Source organism: Amycolatopsis bartoniae (assembly GCF_014191255.1).
Taxonomy (GTDB): Bacteria; Actinomycetota; Actinomycetes; order Mycobacteriales; family Pseudonocardiaceae; genus Amycolatopsis_E; species Amycolatopsis_E bartoniae.
In genome coordinates, this window is sequence record NZ_JACHWH010000014.1 from 36,189 (window position 1) to 57,831 (window position 21,643).

General features: G+C 71.8%; 24 protein-coding genes. 13 read left to right on the plus strand and 11 right to left on the minus strand.

What is annotated here, in order from left to right:
- Window positions 1-77: 77 nt before the first annotated feature.
- The 5 genes from FHX82_RS34010 to FHX82_RS34030 form a co-directional block, all read right to left on the minus strand.
- A complete protein-coding gene (locus FHX82_RS34010; protein WP_145935450.1) occupies window positions 78-686 on the minus strand; it encodes a TetR/AcrR family transcriptional regulator in 609 nt (202 codons plus the stop codon).
- A 43-nt stretch (window positions 687-729) separates the two neighbouring features.
- Window positions 730-1,608 carry a Sco1979 family transcriptional regulator gene (locus FHX82_RS34015; RefSeq protein ID WP_145935449.1) on the minus strand — a complete coding sequence of 293 codons (879 nt, stop codon included), beginning with the start codon at window positions 1,606-1,608 and terminating at the stop codon, window positions 730-732.
- Between the two features lie 85 nt (window positions 1,609-1,693).
- Complete coding sequence (locus tag FHX82_RS34020; RefSeq protein WP_145935448.1) at window positions 1,694-1,933, minus strand: hypothetical protein; 240 nt, start codon at window positions 1,931-1,933, stop codon at window positions 1,694-1,696.
- A gap of 99 nt (window positions 1,934-2,032) precedes the next feature.
- Complete coding sequence (locus tag FHX82_RS34025; RefSeq protein ID WP_145935447.1) at window positions 2,033-2,239, minus strand: RNA-binding S4 domain-containing protein; 207 nt, start codon at window positions 2,237-2,239, stop codon at window positions 2,033-2,035.
- A gap of 7 nt (window positions 2,240-2,246) precedes the next feature.
- The gene (locus FHX82_RS34030; protein ID WP_145935446.1) at window positions 2,247-2,651 is read right to left on the minus strand and encodes a PNPOx family protein; all 405 of its coding nucleotides are present in this window, start codon (window positions 2,649-2,651) and stop codon (window positions 2,247-2,249) included.
- 111 nt (window positions 2,652-2,762) lie between these two features.
- Between FHX82_RS34030 and FHX82_RS34035 the strand changes: the two genes are divergently transcribed.
- Both FHX82_RS34035 and FHX82_RS34040 read left to right on the plus strand, forming a co-directional pair.
- Window positions 2,763-2,942, plus strand: a complete 180-nt coding sequence (locus FHX82_RS34035) for a hypothetical protein (RefSeq protein WP_229880692.1) — start codon at window positions 2,763-2,765, stop codon at window positions 2,940-2,942.
- A 185-nt stretch (window positions 2,943-3,127) separates the two neighbouring features.
- A complete protein-coding gene (locus FHX82_RS34040; protein WP_145935445.1) occupies window positions 3,128-4,354 on the plus strand; it encodes a glycosyltransferase in 1,227 nt (408 codons plus the stop codon).
- Window positions 4,355-4,452: 98 nt separating this feature from the next.
- Here FHX82_RS34040 and FHX82_RS34045 read toward each other — a convergent pair whose 3' ends face one another.
- The gene (locus FHX82_RS34045; RefSeq protein WP_145935444.1) at window positions 4,453-5,541 is read right to left on the minus strand and encodes an AraC family transcriptional regulator; all 1,089 of its coding nucleotides are present in this window, start codon (window positions 5,539-5,541) and stop codon (window positions 4,453-4,455) included.
- Window positions 5,542-5,738: 197 nt separating this feature from the next.
- Here FHX82_RS34045 and FHX82_RS34050 point away from each other — a divergent pair, with 197 nt between their 5' ends.
- From FHX82_RS34050 to FHX82_RS34070, 5 genes are all read left to right on the plus strand, one after another.
- On the plus strand, window positions 5,739-6,866 hold the full coding sequence (locus FHX82_RS34050; RefSeq protein ID WP_145935443.1) for an NDMA-dependent alcohol dehydrogenase: 1,128 nt from the start codon (window positions 5,739-5,741) through the stop codon (window positions 6,864-6,866).
- Window position 6,867: 1 nt separating this feature from the next.
- Window positions 6,868-7,815: an alpha/beta hydrolase gene (locus FHX82_RS34055; RefSeq protein ID WP_145935442.1), complete on the plus strand. Its 948-nt coding sequence runs from the start codon at window positions 6,868-6,870 to the stop codon at window positions 7,813-7,815.
- Window positions 7,816-7,818: 3 nt separating this feature from the next.
- Window positions 7,819-9,405: a flavin-containing monooxygenase gene (locus FHX82_RS34060; protein WP_145935441.1), complete on the plus strand. Its 1,587-nt coding sequence runs from the start codon at window positions 7,819-7,821 to the stop codon at window positions 9,403-9,405.
- Window positions 9,406-9,557: 152 nt separating this feature from the next.
- Window positions 9,558-9,884: a DUF6247 family protein gene (locus tag FHX82_RS34065; RefSeq protein ID WP_145935440.1), complete on the plus strand. Its 327-nt coding sequence runs from the start codon at window positions 9,558-9,560 to the stop codon at window positions 9,882-9,884.
- Window positions 9,885-9,893: 9 nt separating this feature from the next.
- Complete coding sequence (locus FHX82_RS34070; protein WP_145935439.1) at window positions 9,894-10,145, plus strand: hypothetical protein; 252 nt, start codon at window positions 9,894-9,896, stop codon at window positions 10,143-10,145.
- A 9-nt stretch (window positions 10,146-10,154) separates the two neighbouring features.
- On the opposite strand, the gene FHX82_RS34075 is transcribed toward FHX82_RS34070, so the two are convergent.
- Window positions 10,155-11,141 carry a LacI family DNA-binding transcriptional regulator gene (locus FHX82_RS34075; protein ID WP_145935438.1) on the minus strand — a complete coding sequence of 329 codons (987 nt, stop codon included), beginning with the start codon at window positions 11,139-11,141 and terminating at the stop codon, window positions 10,155-10,157.
- A 127-nt stretch (window positions 11,142-11,268) separates the two neighbouring features.
- On the opposite strand from FHX82_RS34075, the gene FHX82_RS34080 reads away from it, so the two are divergent.
- Window positions 11,269-12,360 carry an epoxide hydrolase family protein gene (locus FHX82_RS34080; protein WP_145935437.1) on the plus strand — a complete coding sequence of 364 codons (1,092 nt, stop codon included), beginning with the start codon at window positions 11,269-11,271 and terminating at the stop codon, window positions 12,358-12,360.
- A gap of 23 nt (window positions 12,361-12,383) precedes the next feature.
- Here FHX82_RS34080 and FHX82_RS34085 read toward each other — a convergent pair whose 3' ends face one another.
- Window positions 12,384-13,343, minus strand: coding sequence for an AraC family transcriptional regulator (locus tag FHX82_RS34085; protein WP_145935436.1), 960 nt, complete (start codon window positions 13,341-13,343; stop codon window positions 12,384-12,386).
- Window positions 13,344-13,439: 96 nt separating this feature from the next.
- Here FHX82_RS34085 and FHX82_RS34090 point away from each other — a divergent pair, with 96 nt between their 5' ends.
- From FHX82_RS34090 to FHX82_RS34105, 4 genes are all read left to right on the plus strand, one after another.
- The gene (locus FHX82_RS34090; protein ID WP_145935435.1) at window positions 13,440-14,366 is read left to right on the plus strand and encodes an MBL fold metallo-hydrolase; all 927 of its coding nucleotides are present in this window, start codon (window positions 13,440-13,442) and stop codon (window positions 14,364-14,366) included.
- Window positions 14,367-14,510: 144 nt separating this feature from the next.
- Window positions 14,511-15,665, plus strand: a complete 1,155-nt coding sequence (locus tag FHX82_RS34095; RefSeq protein ID WP_145935434.1) for a sensor histidine kinase — start codon at window positions 14,511-14,513, stop codon at window positions 15,663-15,665.
- Complete coding sequence (locus FHX82_RS34100; RefSeq protein ID WP_145935433.1) at window positions 15,662-16,321, plus strand: response regulator; 660 nt, start codon at window positions 15,662-15,664, stop codon at window positions 16,319-16,321. Before FHX82_RS34095 ends, FHX82_RS34100 begins: the two co-directional genes overlap by 4 nt.
- 170 nt (window positions 16,322-16,491) lie before the next feature.
- A complete protein-coding gene (locus tag FHX82_RS34105; protein ID WP_145935432.1) occupies window positions 16,492-17,379 on the plus strand; it encodes an alpha/beta fold hydrolase in 888 nt (295 codons plus the stop codon).
- 20 nt (window positions 17,380-17,399) lie between these two features.
- Here the strand turns inward: FHX82_RS34105 and mtnP are convergent, their stop codons facing one another.
- Window positions 17,400-18,302 carry an S-methyl-5'-thioadenosine phosphorylase gene (gene mtnP / locus FHX82_RS34110; protein WP_145935431.1) on the minus strand — a complete coding sequence of 301 codons (903 nt, stop codon included), beginning with the start codon at window positions 18,300-18,302 and terminating at the stop codon, window positions 17,400-17,402.
- A gap of 195 nt (window positions 18,303-18,497) precedes the next feature.
- Here mtnP and ahcY point away from each other — a divergent pair, with 195 nt between their 5' ends.
- Window positions 18,498-19,940 (plus strand): adenosylhomocysteinase, encoded by a 1,443-nt coding sequence (gene ahcY / locus FHX82_RS34115; RefSeq protein WP_229880694.1) that lies wholly within the window; start codon window positions 18,498-18,500, stop codon window positions 19,938-19,940.
- Between the two features lie 16 nt (window positions 19,941-19,956).
- On the opposite strand, the gene FHX82_RS34120 is transcribed toward ahcY, so the two are convergent.
- Together FHX82_RS34120 and FHX82_RS34125 are read right to left on the minus strand one after the other, a co-directional pair.
- Complete coding sequence (locus tag FHX82_RS34120) at window positions 19,957-20,757, minus strand: cyclase family protein (protein ID WP_145935429.1); 801 nt, start codon at window positions 20,755-20,757, stop codon at window positions 19,957-19,959.
- A 1-nt stretch (window position 20,758) separates the two neighbouring features.
- Window positions 20,759-21,538: a YmdB family metallophosphoesterase gene (locus FHX82_RS34125; protein ID WP_145935428.1), complete on the minus strand. Its 780-nt coding sequence runs from the start codon at window positions 21,536-21,538 to the stop codon at window positions 20,759-20,761.
- Window positions 21,539-21,643: the final 105 nt, after the last annotated feature.

Here is a 21,643-nt window from a genome sequence, read left to right on the forward strand (position 1 = left end):
CGACTTTCGCATCGATCGATGCAGAATTCGACTGTAGCAGGTTCTGCATCGATCACTTCAGAAGGTGAGCCGCGTCGTCAGAAGGGTGGCCAGTGGCGCAGGGCGGCGTCGGCCAGGTCCTGCAGTTCGCCGCGGCCGACCCCGCTCGCGGCCTGCACGGCGATGCCGTACGACAAGGTCGTGACGTACCGCGCGAGCAGCCCGGCATCGGTGTCCGCGGGCAGGTTGCCCTCGTCGACGGCGCGCTGGAACCGTGCGCGGACGCGGGAGTAGCCGCTGTCGCGCCACTCGACGAGCAGGTCGCGCGCGCCACGGCCGGCCTCGCCGGTGGCCAGTGCGCCCTGCACGCCCAGGCAGCCGTGCGGACCTGCCGGGCGGGTGGTGGTGCGGACGGTGCCGGCGATGATCGCGGTGGCCACACCGAGCGCGGTGGGCTCGTCCAGCGCCCGGTTCAGGTACGCGCTCGGGCCTTCGGTGTAGCGCTCCAGCGCCTTGCGGAACAGCTCTTCCTTGTTGCCGAAGGTGGCGTACATGCTGGTGGTGGAGATGCCCATCGCGCTGGTCAAGGTGGCTAGGCTGGCCCCCTCGTAGCCGTGCTCCCAGAAGACCAGCAGCGCGCGCTCGAGCGCTTCGTCCGGGTCGAACGCCCGGGGCCGGCCGGTCGGGCGGCGTTGTCTCGTCTCCACCCCGTTCAGCCTACCGTTGTGCAGCGATCGGTGCGGAACCTGCTCAGATCTCCGCCATGCGCTTGATCAGGATTTCCTTGCTTCGATCGGGTGTTTCGGCGTCGACGGTGAGGCGGTCGAAAGCGCGGCCGTAGAGTTCGAGTTCGTCGGGCTTTTCCAGGTAGCTGGCGCCGTTGAGGTGTTCGAGGTAGGCGATGTTGGGTAGTTCGGGTTCGGCGAACTGCAGCAGAGAGAAAGCGCTTTCCACGGCGTAGCCGGACATGTCGAACGGCACGATCTGCAGCGAGATGGTGGGCAGCTTGATCACCTCGAGCAGGTGTTCCAGCTGCTCTTTGAGCACGGCCATGCCGCCGACCGGGCGGTGCAGCACGGCCTCGTCGAGCACCGCCCACAGCCGGGGTGGCTTGGGGCCGGTGAGCAGTTTCTGGCGGCGCATGCGGATGGCGACGCGGCCCTCGATGGTGGGGTCGGGGTTGTCCGGGTTGCCGCGGGAGATCACGGCGCGGGCGTAGGACTCGGTCTGCACCAGGCCGGGCACGAACATCAGCTCGTAGGTGCGGATGCGGGTGGCGGCTTCTTCCAGGCCGATGTAGTTGTCGAACCAGGTGGGCAGGGTGTCGTTGAAGCTGCGCCACCAGCCGGGCCGGTTGGCCTGCTTGACCATCTCCACGGCCCACTCGCGCTCGGCTGGGTCGTGCACCCCGTACATGGTCAGCAGGTCGACCACGTCGCGTTCCTTGCAGCCGACGCGCCCGAGTTCCATGCGGGAGATCTTCGACTCCGAGGCGCGGATCTCCCAGGCGGCCTGTGCCCGGGTGACCCCGGCGGCCTCCCGCAACCGGCGCAGCTGGGTTCCGAGGATCATCCGCCGCGCCGTGGGGCCGGTGCCGGAATCCGGGGCTTCCGGGTCGGTGGTGTCCATGCTGGGTGTCCGTCCTGGCCGTGGTGCCGCGAGAAGGGGCCACCCAGTATGCCTCAGGGGGACGGCGCCGGCTCGGCGTGCCCGGTCACTTGTAGAAGCCCGACAGCAGCCAGGGGCTGGGCTCGTGGTCGCCGTGGTAGGTGCATTCGTAGGTGTACCAGTCGCCCTCGTTCACGTGGTAGTCGCCGCGGACCTCGCAGAGCCCCTCCTCCGTCCACCAGGAGTCGTCGACCCACCCCGAGGCCGACGCGGTGGCGGGCACCAGCCCGATCGCGGCGGCGGCGACGGCCCCGGCGATTCCGGCACGCGCAAGCAGACGCTTCATCCGTTTTCCCCCAGAAATTCCCCAGTGTCCGCCGGGACGTCCTCCCGGCTGACGCCAGTCTAGCCGGAAGATCCGGCCGAGGCCGATCGTCACGAGCCTTCAGCCGACCCGCAGCTCGGTGTCGCCGACGGTGACCACGTCGCCGCGGACGAGCTGGCGGCCTCGGCGGTCCTCGGGCTCGCCGTTGACCCGGACGTCGCCGTTCTCCAGCAGTGTCCGGGCGTCGGAACCGACGTCGACCACGTTGGCGAGCTTCAGGAACTGACCGAGCCGGATGGAGGCGGTACTGACGACGACATCACGCATTCCGCCATCATCCCTCGCCCGGCTCCCCGCCGGGCACGCGCCGCACCGTGAGGACGTGGCCCTCGCCCGCGAGCGTGGCGAAACGCCGCAAGCCCGGCGGCAGGAACTGCCTGCCCTCCGGTGCCCGGTGCACCCGCACGTCGTCCACCTCGTAGCGCCGGCCGCGGTGGACGACCGCCCCGCCGTTCGCCGCGACCAGGTTGCGCACCCAGTCGGACTCCAGGCCGTAGCCGATGAGGAAGGCGAAACCGTGCGCCGTCGGGAACACGCGCGCGGGCGTGCGGTGGACACGCCCGGACCTGCGGCCGGTGTGCTCGATGATCGCGTGCGACCGCAGCCGCCCCGCCCACCGGCGCACGGCCGGGTTCGTGACGCGGCGGTTGAGGCGGGCGAACAGGCGTGGGGCGTGCATGTCCCCGAGTATCCGCCGCGGCGGGTGAAGAATGCCCGATAGGCCATGCGCCCGCGGCTTCCTCGTGAAACGTGACAGCGCACGGCGGAATCCCCGTGGCACCATGACGTCGTGCCCGAACCCGTCGTGGACCTGCGTGACCCGGCCGTCCTCGCCGACCCCCTGCGCGGCTACGACCGCGTTCTCGCCGAGTCGCCGGTCTGCTGGGCCCGGCTGCCGGGCGGCGAGGAGGGGTGGCTCGTCACGCGGAACGAGGACGTCCGCGCCGTGCTCGCCGATCCGGCCGTGTGACCCCGGGCGCGAGGCAGTGCAGCTCCTTCGCGTACGGCGCGCCGAAGCGCGTGCCGAACCCGGCGCAGGGCAGGACGACCGAAACATCAGGGGTGGGCACGGACGCACTATGCATCGGCCGGTCCCCGGAGGGTGGACGATCGGGCCGAACTGGTGGCCGGCGTTGCCCGGGAAGACAGCACGCGATGCCGGAACCGGCGCCGGCCGCGTACCTGCTGTCGACGTACGGGACGCGTGGCGACGTCGAACCGCTGGTGGCACTCGCGGTGCGGTTGCGGGCGCTCGGTGCCGGCGTGCGGATGTGCGTGCCGCCCGACGAGGAGTTCGCGCACCGGCTGGCCGGTCCCGGCATACCGCTGGTGCCGCTCGGGCCGCCGATGCGGGAGCTGATGGGCGGCACGGCTCCCTTGTCGGCCGCGGAGCTGTCGCGGTACCGGACCGAGCTGGTCGACGCGCAGTTCGCCGTGCTCCCCGAGGCGGCCGAGGGCTGCGACGTGCTGGTGGTGGCGGGCCTGGCGCAGGTCGGCGCGCGGTCCGTGGCCGAGGCCGCGGGCCTGCACTACGTCTACGTGACCTACGCGGCGGTCAACCTGCCGTCGCCGCACCACGCGCCGCCGCCGCGGCCGGGCTGGCCCGAGTCGGCGGCCACCGACAACCGGACGCTGTGGGAATCCGACGCCCGCAACGTGAACGCGCAGTTCGCCGAGACGCTCAACGGGCACCGGGCCGCGCTCGGCCTGCCCCCGGTGCACGACGTCCGGGACCACGTTTACAGCGATCGGCCGTGGCTGGCGGCGGATCCGGTGCTGGGCCCGTGGCCGCGGACGCCGGGCCTCGACGTGGTCCAGACCGGTGCCTGGACCCTGCCGGACGAACGCCCGCTCCCGGCCGAGCTGGTGGCGTTCCTGGCCGCGGGCGCGCCACCGGTCTACGTCGGCTTCGGCAGCGCGCGCCCGTCGCCGGACATCGGCCACCGGGCCGTCGAGGCGATCCGCGCGCACGGGCAGCGTGTCCTCGTCTCCCGCGGCTGGGCGGACCTGGACCTCGCCGACGGCCGGGACGACCTGTTCGCGATCGGAGAGGTCAACCAGCAGCGGCTGTTTCCCCGGGTGGCGGCCGTGGTGCACCACGGCGGCGCGGGCACGACGCAGACAGCCGCCCGGGCGGGCGTGCCGCAGGTGGTGATCCCGCTTCCGGTGTCGGACAACCCTTACTGGGCCGGGCGGGTGGCGGCCGCGGGCGCCGGGGCGGCACTGCACGGTCCCACCACCGAAGCCCTGCGCGGCGCGGTCGAAACGGTACTGGCGCCCGAAACCCGGGCGCGGGCGAAAGCGCTGGGCGCCCGGATGCGCACCGACGGCGCGGACCTCGCGGCGGAACAACTCGCGCAAAGTCCGTATTTCTCGGTGTAAAACGATTGGCGATCTACGGCTGCGGAAAATGCGCGACCCGGGTGTCGGGCCAGGGCGGAGACACCCACCGGACCGGGAGGTCCAGTGGACTCAGCTCGTCACCGGCGGGAGGTCGTCGCCTCGGCCTGCCAGCGGCGCCTCGCCCTGGCGAGGCTCGACCACTCCTGGTAGCCCAGCCGCCGGGCGATCTCGTACCGCGGGACCGCCGGGTCGCGCAGCAGGTTCTCCGCGACGCTCCGCCGCACCTCGGCGAGGACCGCGCGGAAGGTCGTCCCCTCGTGTTCGAGGTGCCGCCGCAACGTGCGCGGGGCGTAGTGCAGCCGCTCGGCGACCTCCTCCAGGGTGAGGTCCAGCGCGCTCTGGTCGAGCAGGTATGCCCGGACCCTGGCCGCGACACCGGTGCGGTGCAGCCGCTCGGCGCGGATCCGCTCGCACTGGGCGAGCATCAGCTGCGCGGTGTGCCGGTTCGCCATCGGCGGCACCTGGTCGAGGTAGGCCTCGTCGAACACGAGCTCGGTGCGCGGCCGGGACCCGGACACCGGCACCCGGAAGTGGTCCCAGTACACCGCGGGCCGCCGGGCCTCGTCGACGGCGAACGCCAGCCGCACCTCGCGCAGCGGCACCGTGTTGGCACCTGGGAAGATCTCGCGCTGCATCTGGACGGTGGCGGCGACGTCGCGTTCGACGACGAACCGCCGGACGTCGGCGGGCACGTCGTCGGCCGTCAGGGCCAGTACGTAGCGCCGGTGGTCGGCGACCTGCGCGGCCATCGTGGAGAAGGCGAAGGTCAGCAGCGCGTACTGCAGGCCCTTCTCGGTGATCTCCCGCACCGACGCGCACGCCGCGAGCAGGTAACCGAAGTAGCCGTACGCGGTCAGGTGGTAGTGCCGGCCCAGTTCGACGCCGAGCCCGGGGCGGTCGCCGAACGCGGCGACCAGGTTGCGGATCACCGCGATCTCCTGCTGCGCCTCGATGAGCGCGTGCGGATCGGCCAGGGTGGCGGCGTCGATGTGGGATCCGCGAAGCAACGCCGCGGGGGAGACCCCGCCCCGCGCGGCCCAGTCGCAGAGGATCGAGACACCCACCGTCGTGCGCGGGTGGTCCCAGGAATCGGTGATGGCGGCGATCACCCGGTTCGACCTGTCCGTGGCCGGCGAGCTGTCACGGGCAGCGGCGCCGGGATCCATCTGGCCAGTTTCGCCGACCCGCGCAAGACCGTCAATCGCCGCCGGTCCCGGCAGGTCGTGGCCGCTTTCCGGGCGGGGAGAGCACCGGGGTGACTGGCCGGAACGGCCGGGTTGTGGCCGGGAATGCGCTAGGGCCGCCGTGCCCGGTGCTCCTACGTTGGACGGATCCCCCTGTCCACCGAAGTGCGGGAGGCGACATGAAGGTGAAGGCAGCCGTCCTCGAAGAGATCGGCACCCCCTGGCGGATCTCCGAGGTCGAGCTCGGCGACCCGGTGGCCGGCGAGGTCCAGGTGCGCCTGGCCGCCTCCGGGCTGTGCCACTCGGACGCGCACATCCAGTCGGGCGCCAGCCCGCTGCCGTTCCTGCCCGTGGTCGGCGGGCACGAAGGCGCCGGCGTGGTCACGAAGGTCGGGCCGGGCGTGCGCGGCCTCGCCGAAGGCGACCACGTGGTGCTGGCCTTCATCCCCGCCTGCGGTACCTGCCCCGCGTGCGCGTCCGGTCTGCAGAACCTCTGCGACGAGGGCGCCGGCCTGCTGACCGGGCAGGCGATCGCGGACGGGAGCTACCGGGTCACCAGGGACGGGAAGCCGGTCATCCAGATGTGCCTGCTCGGCACCTTCTCGCCCTACGTCACCGTCCACCAGGCGTCGGTGGTCAAGATCGAGCAGGACGTGCCGCTGGACAAGGCCGCCCTGCTCGGCTGCGGCGTGTCCACCGGCTGGGGGTCCGCGACCGAGATCGGCGGCACCAGGCCCGGGGACACCGTGGTGGTGATGGGCATCGGCGGGGTCGGTGTCAACGCCGTCCAGGGCGCGGCGTTCGCGGGCGCGCGGTTCGTCGTCGCGATCGACCCCGTGGAGTTCAAGCGCAAGAAGGCACTCGAACTCGGCGCCACCCACGCATACTCCTCCGTGGCGGAGGCCGCCGCCGAGCTGCCGGACCTCACCTGGGGCAGGCTCGCGCACACCGTGATCATCACCGTCGGCGAGATCAAGGGCGAGCACATCCAGCAGGCGCTCGGGCTGACCGCCAAGGGCGGCCAGGTCGTGGTCACGGGCATGGGCGACTTCCGCGACCTGAACGTGGACCTCAACCTGTTCGAGCTGACGCTGCTGCAGAAACGCGTCCAGGGAGCGGTGTTCGGCGGGGTGGGGCCGCGCACCCAGATCCCGAAGCTGCTGAACCTCTACCGGTCGGGCCGGCTGCGGCTGGACGAGCTGATCACCACGACGTACCGCCTGGAGGACATCAACCAGGGCTACCAGGACCTGGCCGACGGGAGGAACCTCCGGGGCGTCGTCCACTATTCGGACGCGGACTACTGAGATGCCACTGGAACCGGTTTCGAGTGCGTTCCTGGCCCAGCTGGCCGAGCAGCGCAACCCGCCCATCCACGAGTCCACGCCCGCGATCGCCCGGCTGAGCGGGCCCGTCTTCGCCGGGATGAGCGGCCCGGGACCCGCCGTCGGCTCGGTCCGCGACCTCAAGCTCGACGGCCAGGGCGGGCGGTTCCGCGTGCGCGTCCTGCGTCCGGAGGGGGAGCCGCGGGCGATCATCGTGTACTTCCACGGCGGCGGCTGGGTTCTCGGGGACATCGACCTGCAGTACGACCACCTGGGCCGGGTGCTGGCGAACCTGACGCGCTCGACCGTCGTGCTCGTCAACTACCGCAAGGCGCCGGAACACCCTTTCCCGGCCGCCGTCGAGGACGCCTACACCGGGTTGACCTGGGCCGCCGAGCACGCCGCCGAGCTGGCGGCGGACGGCGCGCCGCTGGTCGTCGCCGGGGACAGTGCCGGTGGCAACCTCGCCGCCGTGACGGCGTTGCGGGCGCGCGACAAGGCGGGCCCGAGGATCGGCTACCAGGCGCTGGTCTATCCCGTCACCGACTGCGACGCCGAGCGTCCCTCGTACCTCGCCGCCGAGAACCAGCTGCTGCTGGGCAGGGACACGATGCTCTGGTTCTGGCACCACTACCTGCCCGACGAGCGGGCGCGCAAGCACCCGGACGCCGCACCGCTGCGTGCCGCCGACCACACGGGACTGCCTCCCGCGCTGGTGTACGTCGCCGAGTACGACCCGCTGCACGACGAGGGCGTGGCCTACGCGGAGGCACTGCGGGCCGCGGGCGTGCGGGTCGAGCTGGAGGAGGCCAAGGGACAGATGCACGGCTACTTCCAGATGGTGAACATCCTCCCCGGCGCACTGGAGGGCGTCCGGGTGGTGGCCGGCCACATCGGCAGGTTCGTCGCCGAGCACGGCAAGGAGGTGTGAGGGATGCCCGACCACGACGCGGTCGTCATCGGTGCCGGGTTCTCCGGTCTGTACCAGCTGAAGCGCCTGCGGGAGCTGGGCCTGGACACGTGGGTCGCCGAGGCGGGCGGCGACGTCGGCGGCACGTGGTACTGGAACCGCTACCCGGGCGCGCGCTGCGACATCGAGTCGCTCGAATACTCGTACTCCTTCGACCCGGCACTGGAGCAGGAGTGGGAGTGGAGTGAGCGGTACGCCGCGCAACCGGAGATCCTGGCCTACCTCCAGCACGTCGCCGAGCGCTACGACCTGCGCCGCGACATCAGCTTCGGCACCCGCGTCGACGAGCTGGACTGGGACGACGTCCGTGCACAGTGGACGGTGACCACCGACGACGGCGCGTCCCGCACGGCGCGGTACGTCATCGCGGCGACCGGCTGCCTGTCGATACCGTCGCGCCCGGAGTTCGAGGGCATGGCGGACTTCACCGGCGAGGTGTACTGGACGTCGAGCTGGCCGCACGAGGGCGTCGACCTGGCGGGCAAGCGCGTCGCGGTCATCGGCACCGGTTCGTCCGGACTCCAGACGATCACGGCCATCGCACCGGTCGTCGACCGGCTCACCGTGTTCCAGCGGACGCCGAGCTACGCCGTGCCCGCCCACAACGGACCGGTCGCCGAGCGGCTCTCCGCGCTCCGGCCGCGGTACCGCGACTTCCGCGAGGAGAGCCGGTCGACGCGGGCCGGTTTCCACTGCGACGAGGAGAACACCGGCTTCTACGTCGACACCGGCCCGGAGCGGGTGCGCAGCGAGCTCGAACGGCGCTGGCTCGACGGCGGGCTGTGCTACACGCAGGCGTTTCGCGACATCCTGCGGGACGCGGACGCCAACGAGGCGGCGGCGGAGTACGTGCGTGAGCAGATCCGGCGCCGGGTCGCCGACCCCGGGCTCGCCGAACGGCTGACCCCGCGCTCGTACCCGATCGGCACGAAGCGGATGTGCGTGGACACCGGCTACTTCGAGGTCTACAACCAGGACAACGTGTCGCTTGTGGACATCAACGCCGAACCGATCCGGCGGCTGACCGGGTGCGGGATCCTGGCGGGCGAGACCGAGCACGAGGTCGACGTGGTCGTGTTCGCGACGGGGTTCGACGCGATGACCGGGGCGCTGAACGCGATGGAGATCCGCAACGGCGAGCGGACGCTGCGAGAGAAGTGGGCCGCCGGGCCGCGGACGTACCTCGGTCTCATGTCCGCGGGCTTCCCGAACCTGTTCCTGATCACCGGTCCGCAGAGCCCGTCGGTGCTCTCGAACATGCTGACCTCCATCGAGTACCACGTCGACTGGGTCACCCGCGCTGTCGTGCACCTGCGCGCGAAGGGGCTGCGGCGCATGGAGCCGGACCCCGAGGCCGAGGAGAACTGGGTGAACGCCACCAACGACCTCGCGGACCTCACCCTGATGCCGCGGGCGGCGTCCTGGTACATGGGCGCGAACATCCCCGGCAAGCGGCGCGTGTTCCTCCCGTTCGCCGGCGGCGTGGGCACGTACCGGCAGATCGCCGACGGCGTGGCGATCGCCCACTACCACGGCTTCGAGCTGACCTGACGTCCGACGGCGGTGGGCCGGGTTACGGCGGTGCGGCGAGTGCCTCCAGGTCCCGCCATCTGAATCGATAAAGCAGCTCGCGGGCCTGCTCCTCCTCGACACCTGCGTCATGCCGCGTCCCACCGCGTCCCGGTGCGGCTATCGTGGGACCCATGACGGCTCAGGTTTCCGGCACCCCGCAGCCGGAAGGGCATTCGCTCCTGCCTGGTGCGTCGCCCCGCGCGATCCGGGCGGCGCTGCTGCCGGAGGACCAGGTGCGGTTCGACGCGGCTTACGCCGAGGCGCTGGACGTCGCGCGTGAGCGGCTGGACCTGGCCCGGCTGTTCGACGTGCTGGAGCAGTGGCGCCGCAACGCGGTGCTGCAGCGCGACCCGCACAGGTTCCGGGCAGTGGCCCGGCGGGCGGCCGAACTGCGCACGGGGGAGCCGGTGCCGGAGGACGAGCCGCTGGAGATCACCCGCGCCAAGGCCGGACTCTAGCCCCCGCCGGTGTACCGGATCGTCGTCGACGAGCGCGTCCAGGCCCAGCTCGCCGCTCTGCCCGTCGACGCGCTCAGCGCGTACCTGGAACTGCGCAGCACACTGGAAACGGTGCCGCACAACGGCCGCCCGCTGAACCCCGCGGTCCCGGACGGCGTGCTGACCTTCACGTTCGGCCCCCACCGCGAAGGACTCGTGTACTACCTCGTCCTGGAGTTCGACGAGCGGGTCGAGGTCCTCGACGTCCAGTGGCTGGGCTGAGCCGCCGGTTCAGTCGTCCGCTGTGCGTCGGCAGGATTCCCGTTCCACCAGCGAGACCGGCACCACCGTGCGGCGCCGGAACCGCCTGGCGGGGTGGGCGAGGCGGTCGAAGATCCGCTCGGCGGCCAGTGCGCCGAGCGTGCCGGGATCCTGGTCGACGACCGTCACGGCGGGTTCGAGCAGGTCCGCCATCGGGAAGTCGCCGAACGACAGCAGTGCCAGGCCGGTCCCCCGCACCGCGGGGAACAGCGCCATGCTGGCTCTGTCGTTCGAGGAGAACACCGCCGTCGGCGGGTCGGCGAGGGTGCGCAACCCCGTCACCGCCTCAGCGGCCGACGGGCGGTCCCAGACATCCAGGACGACGAGATCGCCGTCCCCGTCGATGCCGTGCTGTTCGAGGGCGGCGTGATAGCCCTCCAGCCGGCGCACCGTCGGTTTCGTGAGCGCGTCGCCGGCGAAGGCGATCCGGCGGTGCCCGTGTCCGATCAGGTGTGCTGTCGCCGCGAATGCCCCGCCGTGGTCGTCCTGGGTGAACGAGTCGGCGGTGAACTTCGCCGGTGACCGGTCGACGAAGACGATGGGCGTCCGGCCGGACCAGGGCCGCAGGTAGGACTGCTCGGTCGTGACCGGCGCGAGGATCAGGCCGCTGAGCGACTGACCGAGCGCGGCCGTCACGATCTCCGGTTCGCGGTGCGCGTCGGTGCCGATGCTCGTGACGCTGACCGACATGCCGTGTGCCGCGGCGACGGTACCGACGGCCTTCGCGATGGACGCGAAGTACGGGTCGACGAGATCCGGCACGACGAGGCCGACGATCGGCGCCCGCCCCGCGCGGAAGGTCGTCGCCAGGGTGTTGGGGATGTAGTCGAGCTCGCGCAGCGCGGCTTCGACGCGCGCGCGGGTCTCCGGCAGGACATGCGGGTCGTCGTTGAACACGCGCGACACCGTTTTGAGGCTGACCCCCGCCAGTTCGGCGACGTCCCGCATGGTGGCCATGAACCCGTCCTCCTCCCGTCCGTCATGACACCGGTGTCACACGAGCAGCCTAACCCAGCTTGACACCGGTGTCATCGGGGCATCTACTGGTTTCCGTCCCGTTGATCCACGCGAAGGAGAACCTTTCATGGCCAGCCATGCTCCGGTCGCCGTCGAGCAGCCGGTTCTCGATGACCTGCGGGCACGTCTCCGTGCCTACCGGCGGGTGGCCGTGCCGCCCGGTTTCGGCTGGGAGCGCGGAGTCGACGCGGACTACCTGGCCGAGCTGATCACCTACTGGGCCGAGGCCTACGACTGGCGGGAACACGAAGCCCGGATCCGGGACCTGCCGTGGGTCCTCACGGGCACCGGCGGCACGCCCGTCCGGGCGGTCCACCTGCGCGCCCCGGACGCCGACGCGACACCGGTACTGCTGCTGCACGGCTGGCCCGACTCGATCCTGCGGTTCGAGAAGGTCCTGCCGCTGCTGTCGGATCTGCACCTGGTCGTCCCGGCGCTGCCCGGTTTTCCGTTCGCCGCGACGGTTGCCGGCCGGGGCCTGTCGGCGGCCGCGATGGCGGAAGCGGTCGCCGGCGCCATGGCCGAGCTGGGGTACGACCGCTACGTCGTCTCGGCCGGCGACGTGGGGTGCGACGTGGCCGAAGCGCTCGCCGCCGCGCATCCCGAGCGGGTCGCCGCCCTGCACCTGACCGACGTGTCGCAGTTCCACTTCCTGGCCGGCCCGCCCCAGGACCTTTCCGAAGCCGAACGCGCCTACGTCCGGTACGGCCACCACTGGCAGGCGACCGAAGGCGGCTACATGCACGAGCAGTCCACGAAACCGCACACCCTGGCCGTGGGTCTCGGCGACTCGCCCGCGGGCACGGCCGCGTGGATCCTCGAGAAACTGCGCACGTGGACCGACTGCGGCGGCGACGTGGAGAGCGTCTTCACCCGCGACGAGCTGCTCACGTGGATCACCGCCTACTGGGTCAGCGGCGCCATCGGCACCTCCTTCAGTCCCTATGTGGAGGCCGCACCCGGACCGACGGGGCGGATCACCGCACCGGCGGCCTTCACGATCTTCCCGAAGGACCTCGTCAACGCCCCCCGCGAGTTCGCCGCCCGCTTCTTCGACGTGCGCTCCTGGACCGAACACACCGCCGGCGGCCACTTCGCCGCCTGGGAACGCCCGTCGGACTTCGCCGCCGGCGTGCGGACGGCGGTGGACCTCGCGTAGCGCCGCGGCGCTCCTCGCAGGTTTCATGGGAGCACGGACTCAAAGGGGGCGCCGGGGCCAGACATCCCTGGAACGCCCCGTCCTGGCCGGGATTCCTGCCCCCGCGTTTCTCCGCGTGGGGATCGGTACCGGCCGGGTGCGACGCCGAACTCGCGCTTGAACGCGTGCGAGAACGCGAACGGGGAGGCGTAGCCGACACGTCGCGCGACGGCCGCCAGCCCCAGGTCGGTCTCCTGCAGCAGGCGGGCCGCGAGCGTCATCCGCCACTGCGTCAGGTAGGTCATCGGGGCCTGCCCGACCAGGTCCGTGAACTTCCGGGTGAGCGTGGTGCGCGAGAGGCCGGCCTCCGCGGCCAGGTCCTCGATCCGCCAAGGCCGGTCCGGCGCGCCGTGCATCGCTTCGAGCACCGCGGTGATGCCACGGTCCCGCAGTGCGCGCGACCATCCCAGATCGCCGTGATCGTCGAGCCAGGCGCGGATCAGGTACACGAGCAGCACGTCGAGCAGGCCGGCGAGCGCCGCGTCCCGGCCCGGGCGTTCCGTCGTCGTCTCGGCGGCGAGGAGGTCGAGCGCCGCGCGGAGGCGGCCGTGGTCGCCGGTGTGGGCGGGCAGGTGCACCACGTCCGGGAGCGTGGTCAGCAACGGATGGGGCCTTCGCCGGTCCAGCCGGTACTTCCCGCACAGCAGCTCGACGTTCCCCGCCCGATCCGCCACCGCGGTTTCGAACGGCGCCGGGCGGGGCGCGACCCGCGACTCGGACAGCACGTGACCGTGGCCGGCGGGCAGGAGCACGGCGTCTCCGGGGCCGAGCTGCAGGGGGTCCCGCCCGTCCCTGTGCAGCCAGCCCGAACCCCGCAGGACCACGTGGAAGCCCGCACCGTCGTACGGCGCGAACCGGTACGACCACGGGGAGCCGATACACATCCGGTTCGTCGAGGGCTGCCCCGTGCGCATGACCCGGATGACGTCGCTGAGGAGGTCCACGGCCCGCATCCTCTCACCCGTCACGTGGGCCGGACACGTATGCACACGGGCCGATCAACCATTCATCGGCTCACTCGACGTGCTTAGCCTGACGACATGACTGATTTCCAGGTTGGCGCCGTCGAGGTGACGAAGGTGCCGGAATGGACGGGCGAAATCGCGCCGGCGCGCTTCATCATCCCCGGCAGCAGCCCCGAGGTGTGGCGGGACAACGAAGCCTGGCTCGCCCCCGATCACTGGCACCCGGACACGGACGCCTACCACGCCGCCGTGCAGACCTGGGTGCTGCGCAGCGAGGGCAAGACCGTCCTCGTGGACACCGGGGTGGGCAACGACCGCGACCGGCCGCAGATCCCGCTGTTCGACCACCTGCACACCGGCTTCCTGCACCGGCTCGCCGCCGCCGGGGTCCGGCCGGAGGACGTGGACGTCGTCATCAACACCCACATCCACTACGACCACGTCGGCTGGAACACCCTCGGCGGCGAGCAGGGCTGGGAACCGGCGTTCCCGAACGCGACCTACCTCATCCCGGCCGTGGACGCGCGCTACTTCGCGCCCGAGAACGCCGGCCGCCGCCCGGCTCCCCGCGACGACCACGAACGCCTGCGCCGGCGGGGGAGTCTGCTCGTCTACGCCGACAGCGTCGCGCCGGTGCTCGGCAGGGCCACCCTGTGGGAGGACGCCTACCGGGTGGACGCCAACCTCTCGCTCGAACCGGCTCCCGGGCACACGCCCGGATCATCCGTGCTGCGCGTGCGTTCGGGCGGTGACAAGGCCGTGTTCGTGGGCGACATCCTGCACAGTCCGGTGCAGATCCTGGAACCGGCCCACAACAGCTGCTTCTGCGAGGACCGCGAGCAGGCGGCAGCCACCCGCCGCCGCGTGCTCGAACAGGCCGCGGACGAGGGGGAGATCGTGGTCCCCGCGCACTTCGCGGGTGCGGGCGCGGTCGAGGTGCGGCGCGACGGCAGCCGCTTCCGGGTGCGGCGGTGGGTCGGTGCGGAGGACAACGGCTGTTGAGTGCGGCGCCGGCTCCGCGAAGGACGCGCCGACGACGACGACGGCGGACGCGGCTTCGCCCGGCTCCACGCGGCTCCGGCCGCCGCGCTGACCCGCGCACCGGTAGCCCGGCGCCGGTGCCGGGGCAGCCACTACTCTCCTCCCGTGATCGACGTCCGACGCAGTGCGGATCGGTGGTGGCGTCTGGATGTCACGGTCCGGGACGTGCCGCTCGCGCTGGTGCTGTTCCTGGCTTCGCTGGTTCCCGCACTGCAGAACAACGGCACGCGGCTCGGGGACGTGCCGGACCGTCCCCTGGACGCGCTGGGCATCGCCGTGGTGGCCGTCGAATGCCTTCCGCTGATCATCCGGAGGCTCCTGCCGGCCGCCTGCCTCGCGCTGGTGTCGCTCGGTTTCGCCCTCGACCAGCTGGGTGGCTACCACGCGGTGGCGGGGACCGCGCTGCCGCTCGCGCTGATCAGCGCCGGGGTCCACCTGGACCGGTGGCGGTGGACGACGGTGGTCCTGGCTTCGGTGGCGTACGTCCCGCTGGCCATCGCCCTCGCCCGCACCGAGGCGACCGAAGGCGTGACCGGGTTCGTGTCGTTCTACCTGGCCCTGGTTCTCGTCTGGGGGGCCGGGAGCCGGCTGCGCCAGTCCCGTGCCGCAGAGGCGGCACGCCGCCTCCACGCCGCCGAGACCGCCCGCATCGCGGAACGCACCCGTATCGCCCGGGAACTGCACGACGTCGTGAGCCATCACGTGACGGCGATGGTCGTGCAGGCCGAGGCGGCGCGGTACCTGACCGGCTCCCCTGAGCGCCTCGACGAAGCGCTGTCCGCCATCACCGGCTCCGGCCGGCGGGCCATCACTGACCTGCGGCACCTGCTCGAACTGCTCGACCCCCAGCCCGGCACCGAACCGCGGAGCCCGTCCGCGGGTGACCTGCGCACCCTCGTGGAGCAGGCCCGGCAAGCCGGCCAGCCGGTGGAGTACACCGAGGAAGGCAGCCGGAGCGAGGCGCCCGGCAGCGCCGAGGCCACCGCGTACCGGGTCGTGCAGGAGGCCTTGACGAACGCGCTCAAGCACGCCCACGGCAGCCGCACCACTGTCCTCGTGCGCCACGGGCACCGGGAGATCACGGTGGAGGTCGCCACGGACAGCGCGGGTTCGCCCACCGCTTCGGTCGGCGGCAGCGGACGGGGCCTGGCCGGGCTCCGCGAACGGGTCGGCGTGCTCGGCGGCGAGTTCCGGACCGGCCGGCAGGACGACGGCGGGTTCGTCGTGCTGGCCCGCATTCCCGGGGGCAGCGCGTCATGACCGCGCCGGTCCGTGTCCTGGTGTGCGACGACCAGGCGTTGATCCGCACCGGGTTCACGACGATCATCGATGCCCAGCCCGACCTCGAGGTGGCCGGCGAGTGCGGCGACGGCCGCACCGCCGTCGAGCTCGCCCGCCGGCTGCGGCCGGACGTCGTGGTGATGGACGTGCGGATGCCGGTCGTCGACGGCATCGAGGCGACCCGCCTGCTGGCCGGTGCCGGGGTGGCCGAGCCGGTGAAGGTGCTCGTGGTGACCACGTTCAACCTCGACGAGTACGTCTACGAGGCACTGCGCGCCGGAGCCAGCGGATTCCTCGTCAAGGACGCCCCGCCGGGACAGCTGCTGCACGGCATCCGGACCGTCGCCACGGGTGCCGCGTTGCTGGCGCCGGAAGTGACCCGCCAGCTCGTCGGCCGGTACGCCGCCCGGATCCGGCCGGCGCCCAGCACCGCCGGCGAGACCATGCTGACACCGCGCGAGCGGGAAGTCCTGCACCTCATCGCCGACGGCCTGTCCAACAGCGAGATCGCCGCGACGATGGTGCTCAGCCACGAGACCGTCAAGACCTACGTCTCCCGGATCCTCGCCAAGCTCGACCTGCGCGACCGCGTCCAGGCCGTCGTCTACGCCTACCGGCACGGCCTGGTGAGCTGATCGCGCCATCCGCGCAGCCCGGGCGGGCTTGTCCCCCGTGCGAGCTACCCGCAAGTGTCCACTCCGTGGGGATGATCGAGCGCCCGCCGATCTTCTAGCGTGCGAGGCGCCCTGAGCGCCCGGGGCGCGAATCCGGATCGGCCGACGTAGCAACCCTCACTGGAGAACCGATGTTCCGCAATGTCAAGTCAACCGCCCTCGCCGCACTGTTCTGCGCCGTGGCCGCGCCGGTGCTGGCCGGGTGCGACGAGAGCTCGGAGGCGGACGCCCCGGCGGCTGCCGGCACGAGTCAGGAGCTGGTCTCCGGCACGGCGAAGATCACCGTCGAAGGCCGTTCCGTGAACGTGTCCTGTTCGGGCACCGCGGCCGAAGACCAGCCGGTCGTCGTCCTGCTGGCCGGACTCGGTGATGGTCTGGACAAGCTGGCCGCTTTCCAGCAGACGCTGAGCGAGAAGGGCCGGGTCTGTTCCTACGACCGGCTCGGCGAAGGCGCGAGCGACCAGCCGGACGGGCCGCAGACCTTCGACAGCACCGGCAAGATCCTCACCGGGGTGCTGGACCGCGTCGCCGGTCAGCGCCCGGTGGTGCTGGCCGGGCATTCCCTGGGCGGGCTGATCGCCGCCCGCTACGCGCCCGCCCACCGCGACCGGGTCGCGGGGCTGGTCCTGATGGACGCCACCCCGGCGACCATCATCGGCGACACCGCGGCGGCGATTCCGGAGTCGGCCACCGGGCAGGCGGGCGAGCTGCGCGCGCAGAGCCTCGCGGTCTACCGGGGCGAGAACCCGGAGCTGCTGACCATGCAGGACGGGGAGGTGGGTTACGCCGGGGACATCCCGGTGGAGGTGATCCGGCACGGGCAGCCCTACCTCGCCGCGATTCCGGAGTACGGCCCCGCGCTGGAGAAGGCATGGGCCGACGGAGAGGACAAGTGGCTCGACCTGTCCAGCCGCAGCAACCCGGTCACCGCGACCGCCAGCGGCCACTACATCTACGTCGACCAGCCCGATGTCGCCGTGCAGGCCGTCCGGAGCGTGACCACCGAAGCCGGCGAATAGCCCCGCCCCGCGGGGAGTCCTCAGTCCCGAGCCGGCTGGTGTTCGTCGAGGTAGCGGCCGGCCAGCAGGTCGACCCGGCGCCGGTCGGCGTCCGGGACGGCCGACGGGTCGGACAGGATCGCCTGTGCCAGCGCGTCGTGGCAGTCGCAGTGGCGGGCGGGTGGCGAGGTGTCCACATAGGACGTGATCGCCTGCTTCGCGGCGGCCACGTTCCGGCGCATCACCTCGGCCACGAGGTCGGCCGTGACGCTTTCCTCGCCCTGGCGCCAGCAGTCGTAGTCGGTGACGAGCGCGATGGTCGCCAGGCAGATGCCCGCTTCCCTGGCCAGTTTGGCCTCCGGCGCCGCCGTCATGCCGATGACGTCCATGCCCCAGGAACGGTAGAGCCCCGACTCGGCGCGGGTGGAGAACTGCGGCCCTTCGATGCACACGTACGTCCCCCCGTCGTGCGACACGGTTCCCGGCACGGTGCGGACGGCGTCGAGCACGAGCCGGCGCAGCCGCGGGCAGTACGGGTCCGCGAACGGCAGATGCGCCACCAGGCCGCTGGAGAAGAACGACGAGGTCCGGCCGCCCCGGGTGAGGTCGACGAGCTGGTCGGGCACGACGAGCTCGCCGGGGCGTAGTTCGTCGCGCAGGCTGCCCACCGCGCTGACACTCAGGATCTCGGTCACGCCGAGGTACTTCATCGCGTAGATGTTGGCGGCCGCGGGAACCGCGGACGGCGGATGCTGGTGCCGGCGTCCGTGCCGGGAAAGGAACGCCACCCGTCTGCCGCGCAGACCGCCGACCACGATCCTGTCGCTCGGCTCGCCGAACGGGGTGGAAAGCCGGTATTCGCTGGGCTCCTCCAGTGCGGAGAAATCGTAGAGACCGCTGCCGCCGATGATCCCTGTTTCGGCTTCGCTGTGTCTCGGGGCCATGGTCGTCACGTCCCTTGGGTCGCTGCCGGGAAAGAAGAAGCTGCGGTCAGTCTAATGACCGCGTGCGCGGGAGGAATGTGCCGTTCCGCTCGTCGCCGGCAAGCCGAAGGTGACATTTTCCCGTTTTCCCGTTCCTCGTCCGCGACCCTGTCCCTACCGTGAATTCCGTGGTTCTTCCGGAGAACGGAGCAAAACGTGTCGAGCAGATTTTCCCACCGGGTCGCCGATCTTTCCCTGGCCGGTTTCGGTCGCAAGGAGATCGAGCTCGCCGAGACCGAGATGCCGGGCCTGATGGCGCTGCGCGCGGAATACGGTGCGGCACAGCCGCTCGCGGGCGCGCGCATCACCGGGTCGCTGCACATGACCGTGCAGACGGCGGTCCTGATCGAGACCCTCACCGCGCTCGGCGCCCGCGTGCGGTGGGCCAGCTGCAACATCTTCTCCACACAGGACCACGCGGCGGCCGCCGTCGTGGCCGGGCGGGACGGCACACCCGGGCGGCCCGCGGGCGTGCCGGTGTTCGCGTGGAAGGGAGAAACCCTCGACGAGTACTGGTGGGCGCTCGAGCAGGCCCTGACCTGGCCGGCCGGCGAGGGCCCGAACATGCTGCTCGACGACGGCGGAGACGCGACCATGCTGGTGCACAAGGCAGCCGAGGCCGAGAAGGCGGGCGAGGTGCCCGAGCCCGCGGCGGGCGACTCGGCGGAGTACGCCGTGGTGCTGGAGCTGCTGCGCGAGTCGCTCGTGGAGCGGCCCGGCAAGTGGACCGCGATCGCGGGCGGCATCCGCGGGGTCACCGAGGAGACCACCACCGGGGTGCACCGGCTGTACCGGATGCGGGACACCGGCGTCCTGCGGTTCCCGGCGATCAACGTCAACGACTCGGTCACCAAGTCCAAGTTCGACAACCGCTACGGGTGCCGGCACTCGCTGGTGGACGGCCTCAACCGGGCGACCGACGTGCTGATCGGCGGCAAGGTCGCGGTGGTGTGCGGGTACGGCGACGTCGGCAAGGGCTGCACGGAGTCGTTGCGGGGGCAGGGCGCGCGGGTGGTCGTGGTGGAGATCGACCCGATCTGCGCGCTGCAGGCCGCGATGGACGGGTTCCAGGTCGCGACGATCGACGAGGTCGTGGGCACCGGCGACATCTTCGTCACGGCGACCGGCAACGTCGACGTGCTCACGGTGGACCACCTGGCCCGCATGAAGCACCAGGCGATCGTGGGCAACATCGGTCATTTCGACAACGAGATCGACGTGGCCGGGCTCGCCGCGGTCGACGGCATCGTGCGCACGACGATCAAACCGCAGGTCGACGAGTGGCGGTTCCCGGACGGGCACGCGGTGCTCGTGCTTTCGGAGGGACGGCTGCTGAACCTGGGCAACGCCACCGGGCACCCGTCGTTCGTGATGAGCAACAGCTTCACGAACCAGACCATCGCCCAGATCGAGCTGTTCACGCACGGTGAGCGGTATCCGCTGGGGGTGCACACCCTGGCCAAGCACCTGGACGAGAAGGTGGCGAGGCTGCACCTGGACGCCCTCGGCGCCCGGCTGAGCACCCTGACCCCCGCCCAGGCGGAGTACCTCGGCGTGCCGGTCGGCGGTCCGTACAAACCCGACCACTACCGGTACTAAAGGCCCGCCCGGTGCCCTAGCCGGCCGGGCGGAAGGCGATCGCCCGGCCGGGGGCGCCGGTGCCGCCTTCCAGGCGCAGCGGCAGGAAGCAGAACCACGCGCCGCGGGCAGGCAGGGCGTCCAGCGCGGTCAGGCATTCGACGAACACCATGCCGCCACCGAGGCCCGTGGCGTGGGCGGGCCGCGGGTCGTGGGCGGCGCCGATCGACGGGGCGTCCGTGCCGGCGCAGCGGACCCCGCGCGACAGCAGCAGCTCGACGGTCGCCGCGTCGGGCGCGGGCCAGCCGGGGCGGCGTTCGGTGAGCACCACCTCGCGCAGGTAGCCGTCGCCGTCGGTGCCCCGGCGGTACGCGGCGTCCCAGCCCGTCCGGAACAGCACCACGTCGCCCGGCCGCAGTTCGCCGTGCGCGGTCTCCCATTCCGCCAGCACCCGGGGCGGAACCAGCGGGCTCCTGCCCGGGTCCACTTCGGACAGACCGCTGACGTCGACCACCGCGGCCGGGCCCATCAGCTGACCGAGCGGCACCTGCGCGGCGGTGACCGCGCCCAGCTCGCCCGCGCCCGGCAGCCCGCTGCCCGGCGGGGGCACGAAATGACACGGCGCGTCGAAATGGGTGCCGGTGTGTTCGTCCAGCGCCATCCACCTCGTCGCGTACGGGCCGCGGCTGTACACGGAGCCCGAGGGCCGCCGCTCGGTGGTGAACCAGTTCCCGGTCTTGTGCTGGAACGGCTGGTGGGTGGGCCAGTGACAGGGCAAGTCCTCGGCCAGCGGCACGGACAGGTCGAGCACCTCGAACCCGGCGAACGGATCTGTCATCTCAGCTCAGCCGTTCCAGCCGCACGGTTTTCCCGTGCTCGATCTCCAGCCGCACCGCGCCGAGGACCGTCTCGCCGGTGGCGAGGCCGGGCACCCCGAACGCGAACGGGTTCCCCGAACCGCGCATGCCGTCGACGAAAAGGCCGGGGTCGAAACCCTGCACCCCGCCGGCGGGACCGGTCATGCCCACGTCCGTCACGAACGCTGTCCCGCCGGGGAGGATGTGCAGTGGCAGCGTGGCTTCGTGCGTGTGCGTGCCCAGCACGGCGGCCGCCTCGCCGTCGACCGTCCGCGCGAAGATCTGCTTCTCCAGCACGTGGTCGCCGTGGTAGTCGACGATCACCGTGCCCCGCCGGTCGGCGTCCCGCCAGCCTTCGAACGCGGGCCGGAACCTCCCGGCGGTGGCCCTGACCGTCTTCATCGCACAGGCGTCGGCGAGGTTGAGCACGGTGACCGGCTCACCCGCCACGTCGAGCGTCAGCGAGCCACGGCCGGGTACGCCCGGCGCGAGGTTGAACGGCCGCAGGACCCGCGGATTGTCCAGTGCCCGCACCGAATCCGGGCTGTCCCACGAGTGGTTTCCGCCGGTGATGACGTCCACCCCGCCCGCCAGCAGTGCGTCGGCCTGCCATTCCGTCAGGCCGAGCCCGTCGGGTGCGCAGTTCTCCGCGTTCGCGATCACCAGGTCGGCCCGGTGTTCGTCACGCAGGGAACCGAGTCGTTTTCCCAGGTACTCGGTGGCCTGCTGGCCGACGATGTCCCCGAAGAACAACACGATCACGGGCTGCCGCCTCTCCTCGGAATTGCCGGTCCGCCATTGTCTCCGCATTCCGCTCGCGCCGGGAAGGCGCGGAACGAGACAACGCGACTGCGACCATCGGCACAG

Excerpts from the sequence above, each read along its gene's own strand:
- FHX82_RS34105 (WP_145935432.1), top strand. The coding sequence starts at position 16,492 with ATGTTCCGCAATGTCAAGTCAACCGCCCTCGCCGCACTGTTCTGCGCC.
- FHX82_RS34075 (WP_145935438.1), bottom strand. The coding sequence starts at position 11,141 with ATGGCCACCATGCGGGACGTCGCCGAACTGGCGGGGGTCAGCCTCAAA.
- FHX82_RS34100 (WP_145935433.1), top strand. The coding sequence starts at position 15,662 with ATGACCGCGCCGGTCCGTGTCCTGGTGTGCGACGACCAGGCGTTGATC.
- mtnP (WP_145935431.1), bottom strand. The coding sequence starts at position 18,302 with ATGGCCCCGAGACACAGCGAAGCCGAAACAGGGATCATCGGCGGCAGC.
- FHX82_RS34090 (WP_145935435.1), top strand. The coding sequence starts at position 13,440 with ATGACTGATTTCCAGGTTGGCGCCGTCGAGGTGACGAAGGTGCCGGAA.
- FHX82_RS34045 (WP_145935444.1), bottom strand. The coding sequence starts at position 5,541 with ATGGATCCCGGCGCCGCTGCCCGTGACAGCTCGCCGGCCACGGACAGG.
- FHX82_RS34080 (WP_145935437.1), top strand. The coding sequence starts at position 11,269 with ATGGCCAGCCATGCTCCGGTCGCCGTCGAGCAGCCGGTTCTCGATGAC.
- FHX82_RS34065 (WP_145935440.1), top strand. The coding sequence starts at position 9,558 with ATGACGGCTCAGGTTTCCGGCACCCCGCAGCCGGAAGGGCATTCGCTC.
- FHX82_RS34020 (WP_145935448.1), bottom strand. The coding sequence starts at position 1,933 with ATGAAGCGTCTGCTTGCGCGTGCCGGAATCGCCGGGGCCGTCGCCGCC.
- FHX82_RS34120 (WP_145935429.1), bottom strand. The coding sequence starts at position 20,757 with ATGACAGATCCGTTCGCCGGGTTCGAGGTGCTCGACCTGTCCGTGCCG.
- FHX82_RS34015 (WP_145935449.1), bottom strand. The coding sequence starts at position 1,608 with ATGGACACCACCGACCCGGAAGCCCCGGATTCCGGCACCGGCCCCACG.
- FHX82_RS34060 (WP_145935441.1), top strand. The coding sequence starts at position 7,819 with ATGCCCGACCACGACGCGGTCGTCATCGGTGCCGGGTTCTCCGGTCTG.
- FHX82_RS34030 (WP_145935446.1), bottom strand. The coding sequence starts at position 2,651 with ATGCACGCCCCACGCCTGTTCGCCCGCCTCAACCGCCGCGTCACGAAC.
- FHX82_RS34025 (WP_145935447.1), bottom strand. The coding sequence starts at position 2,239 with ATGCGTGATGTCGTCGTCAGTACCGCCTCCATCCGGCTCGGTCAGTTC.
- FHX82_RS34040 (WP_145935445.1), top strand. The coding sequence starts at position 3,128 with ATGCCGGAACCGGCGCCGGCCGCGTACCTGCTGTCGACGTACGGGACG.
- FHX82_RS34055 (WP_145935442.1), top strand. The coding sequence starts at position 6,868 with ATGCCACTGGAACCGGTTTCGAGTGCGTTCCTGGCCCAGCTGGCCGAG.
- FHX82_RS34050 (WP_145935443.1), top strand. The coding sequence starts at position 5,739 with ATGAAGGTGAAGGCAGCCGTCCTCGAAGAGATCGGCACCCCCTGGCGG.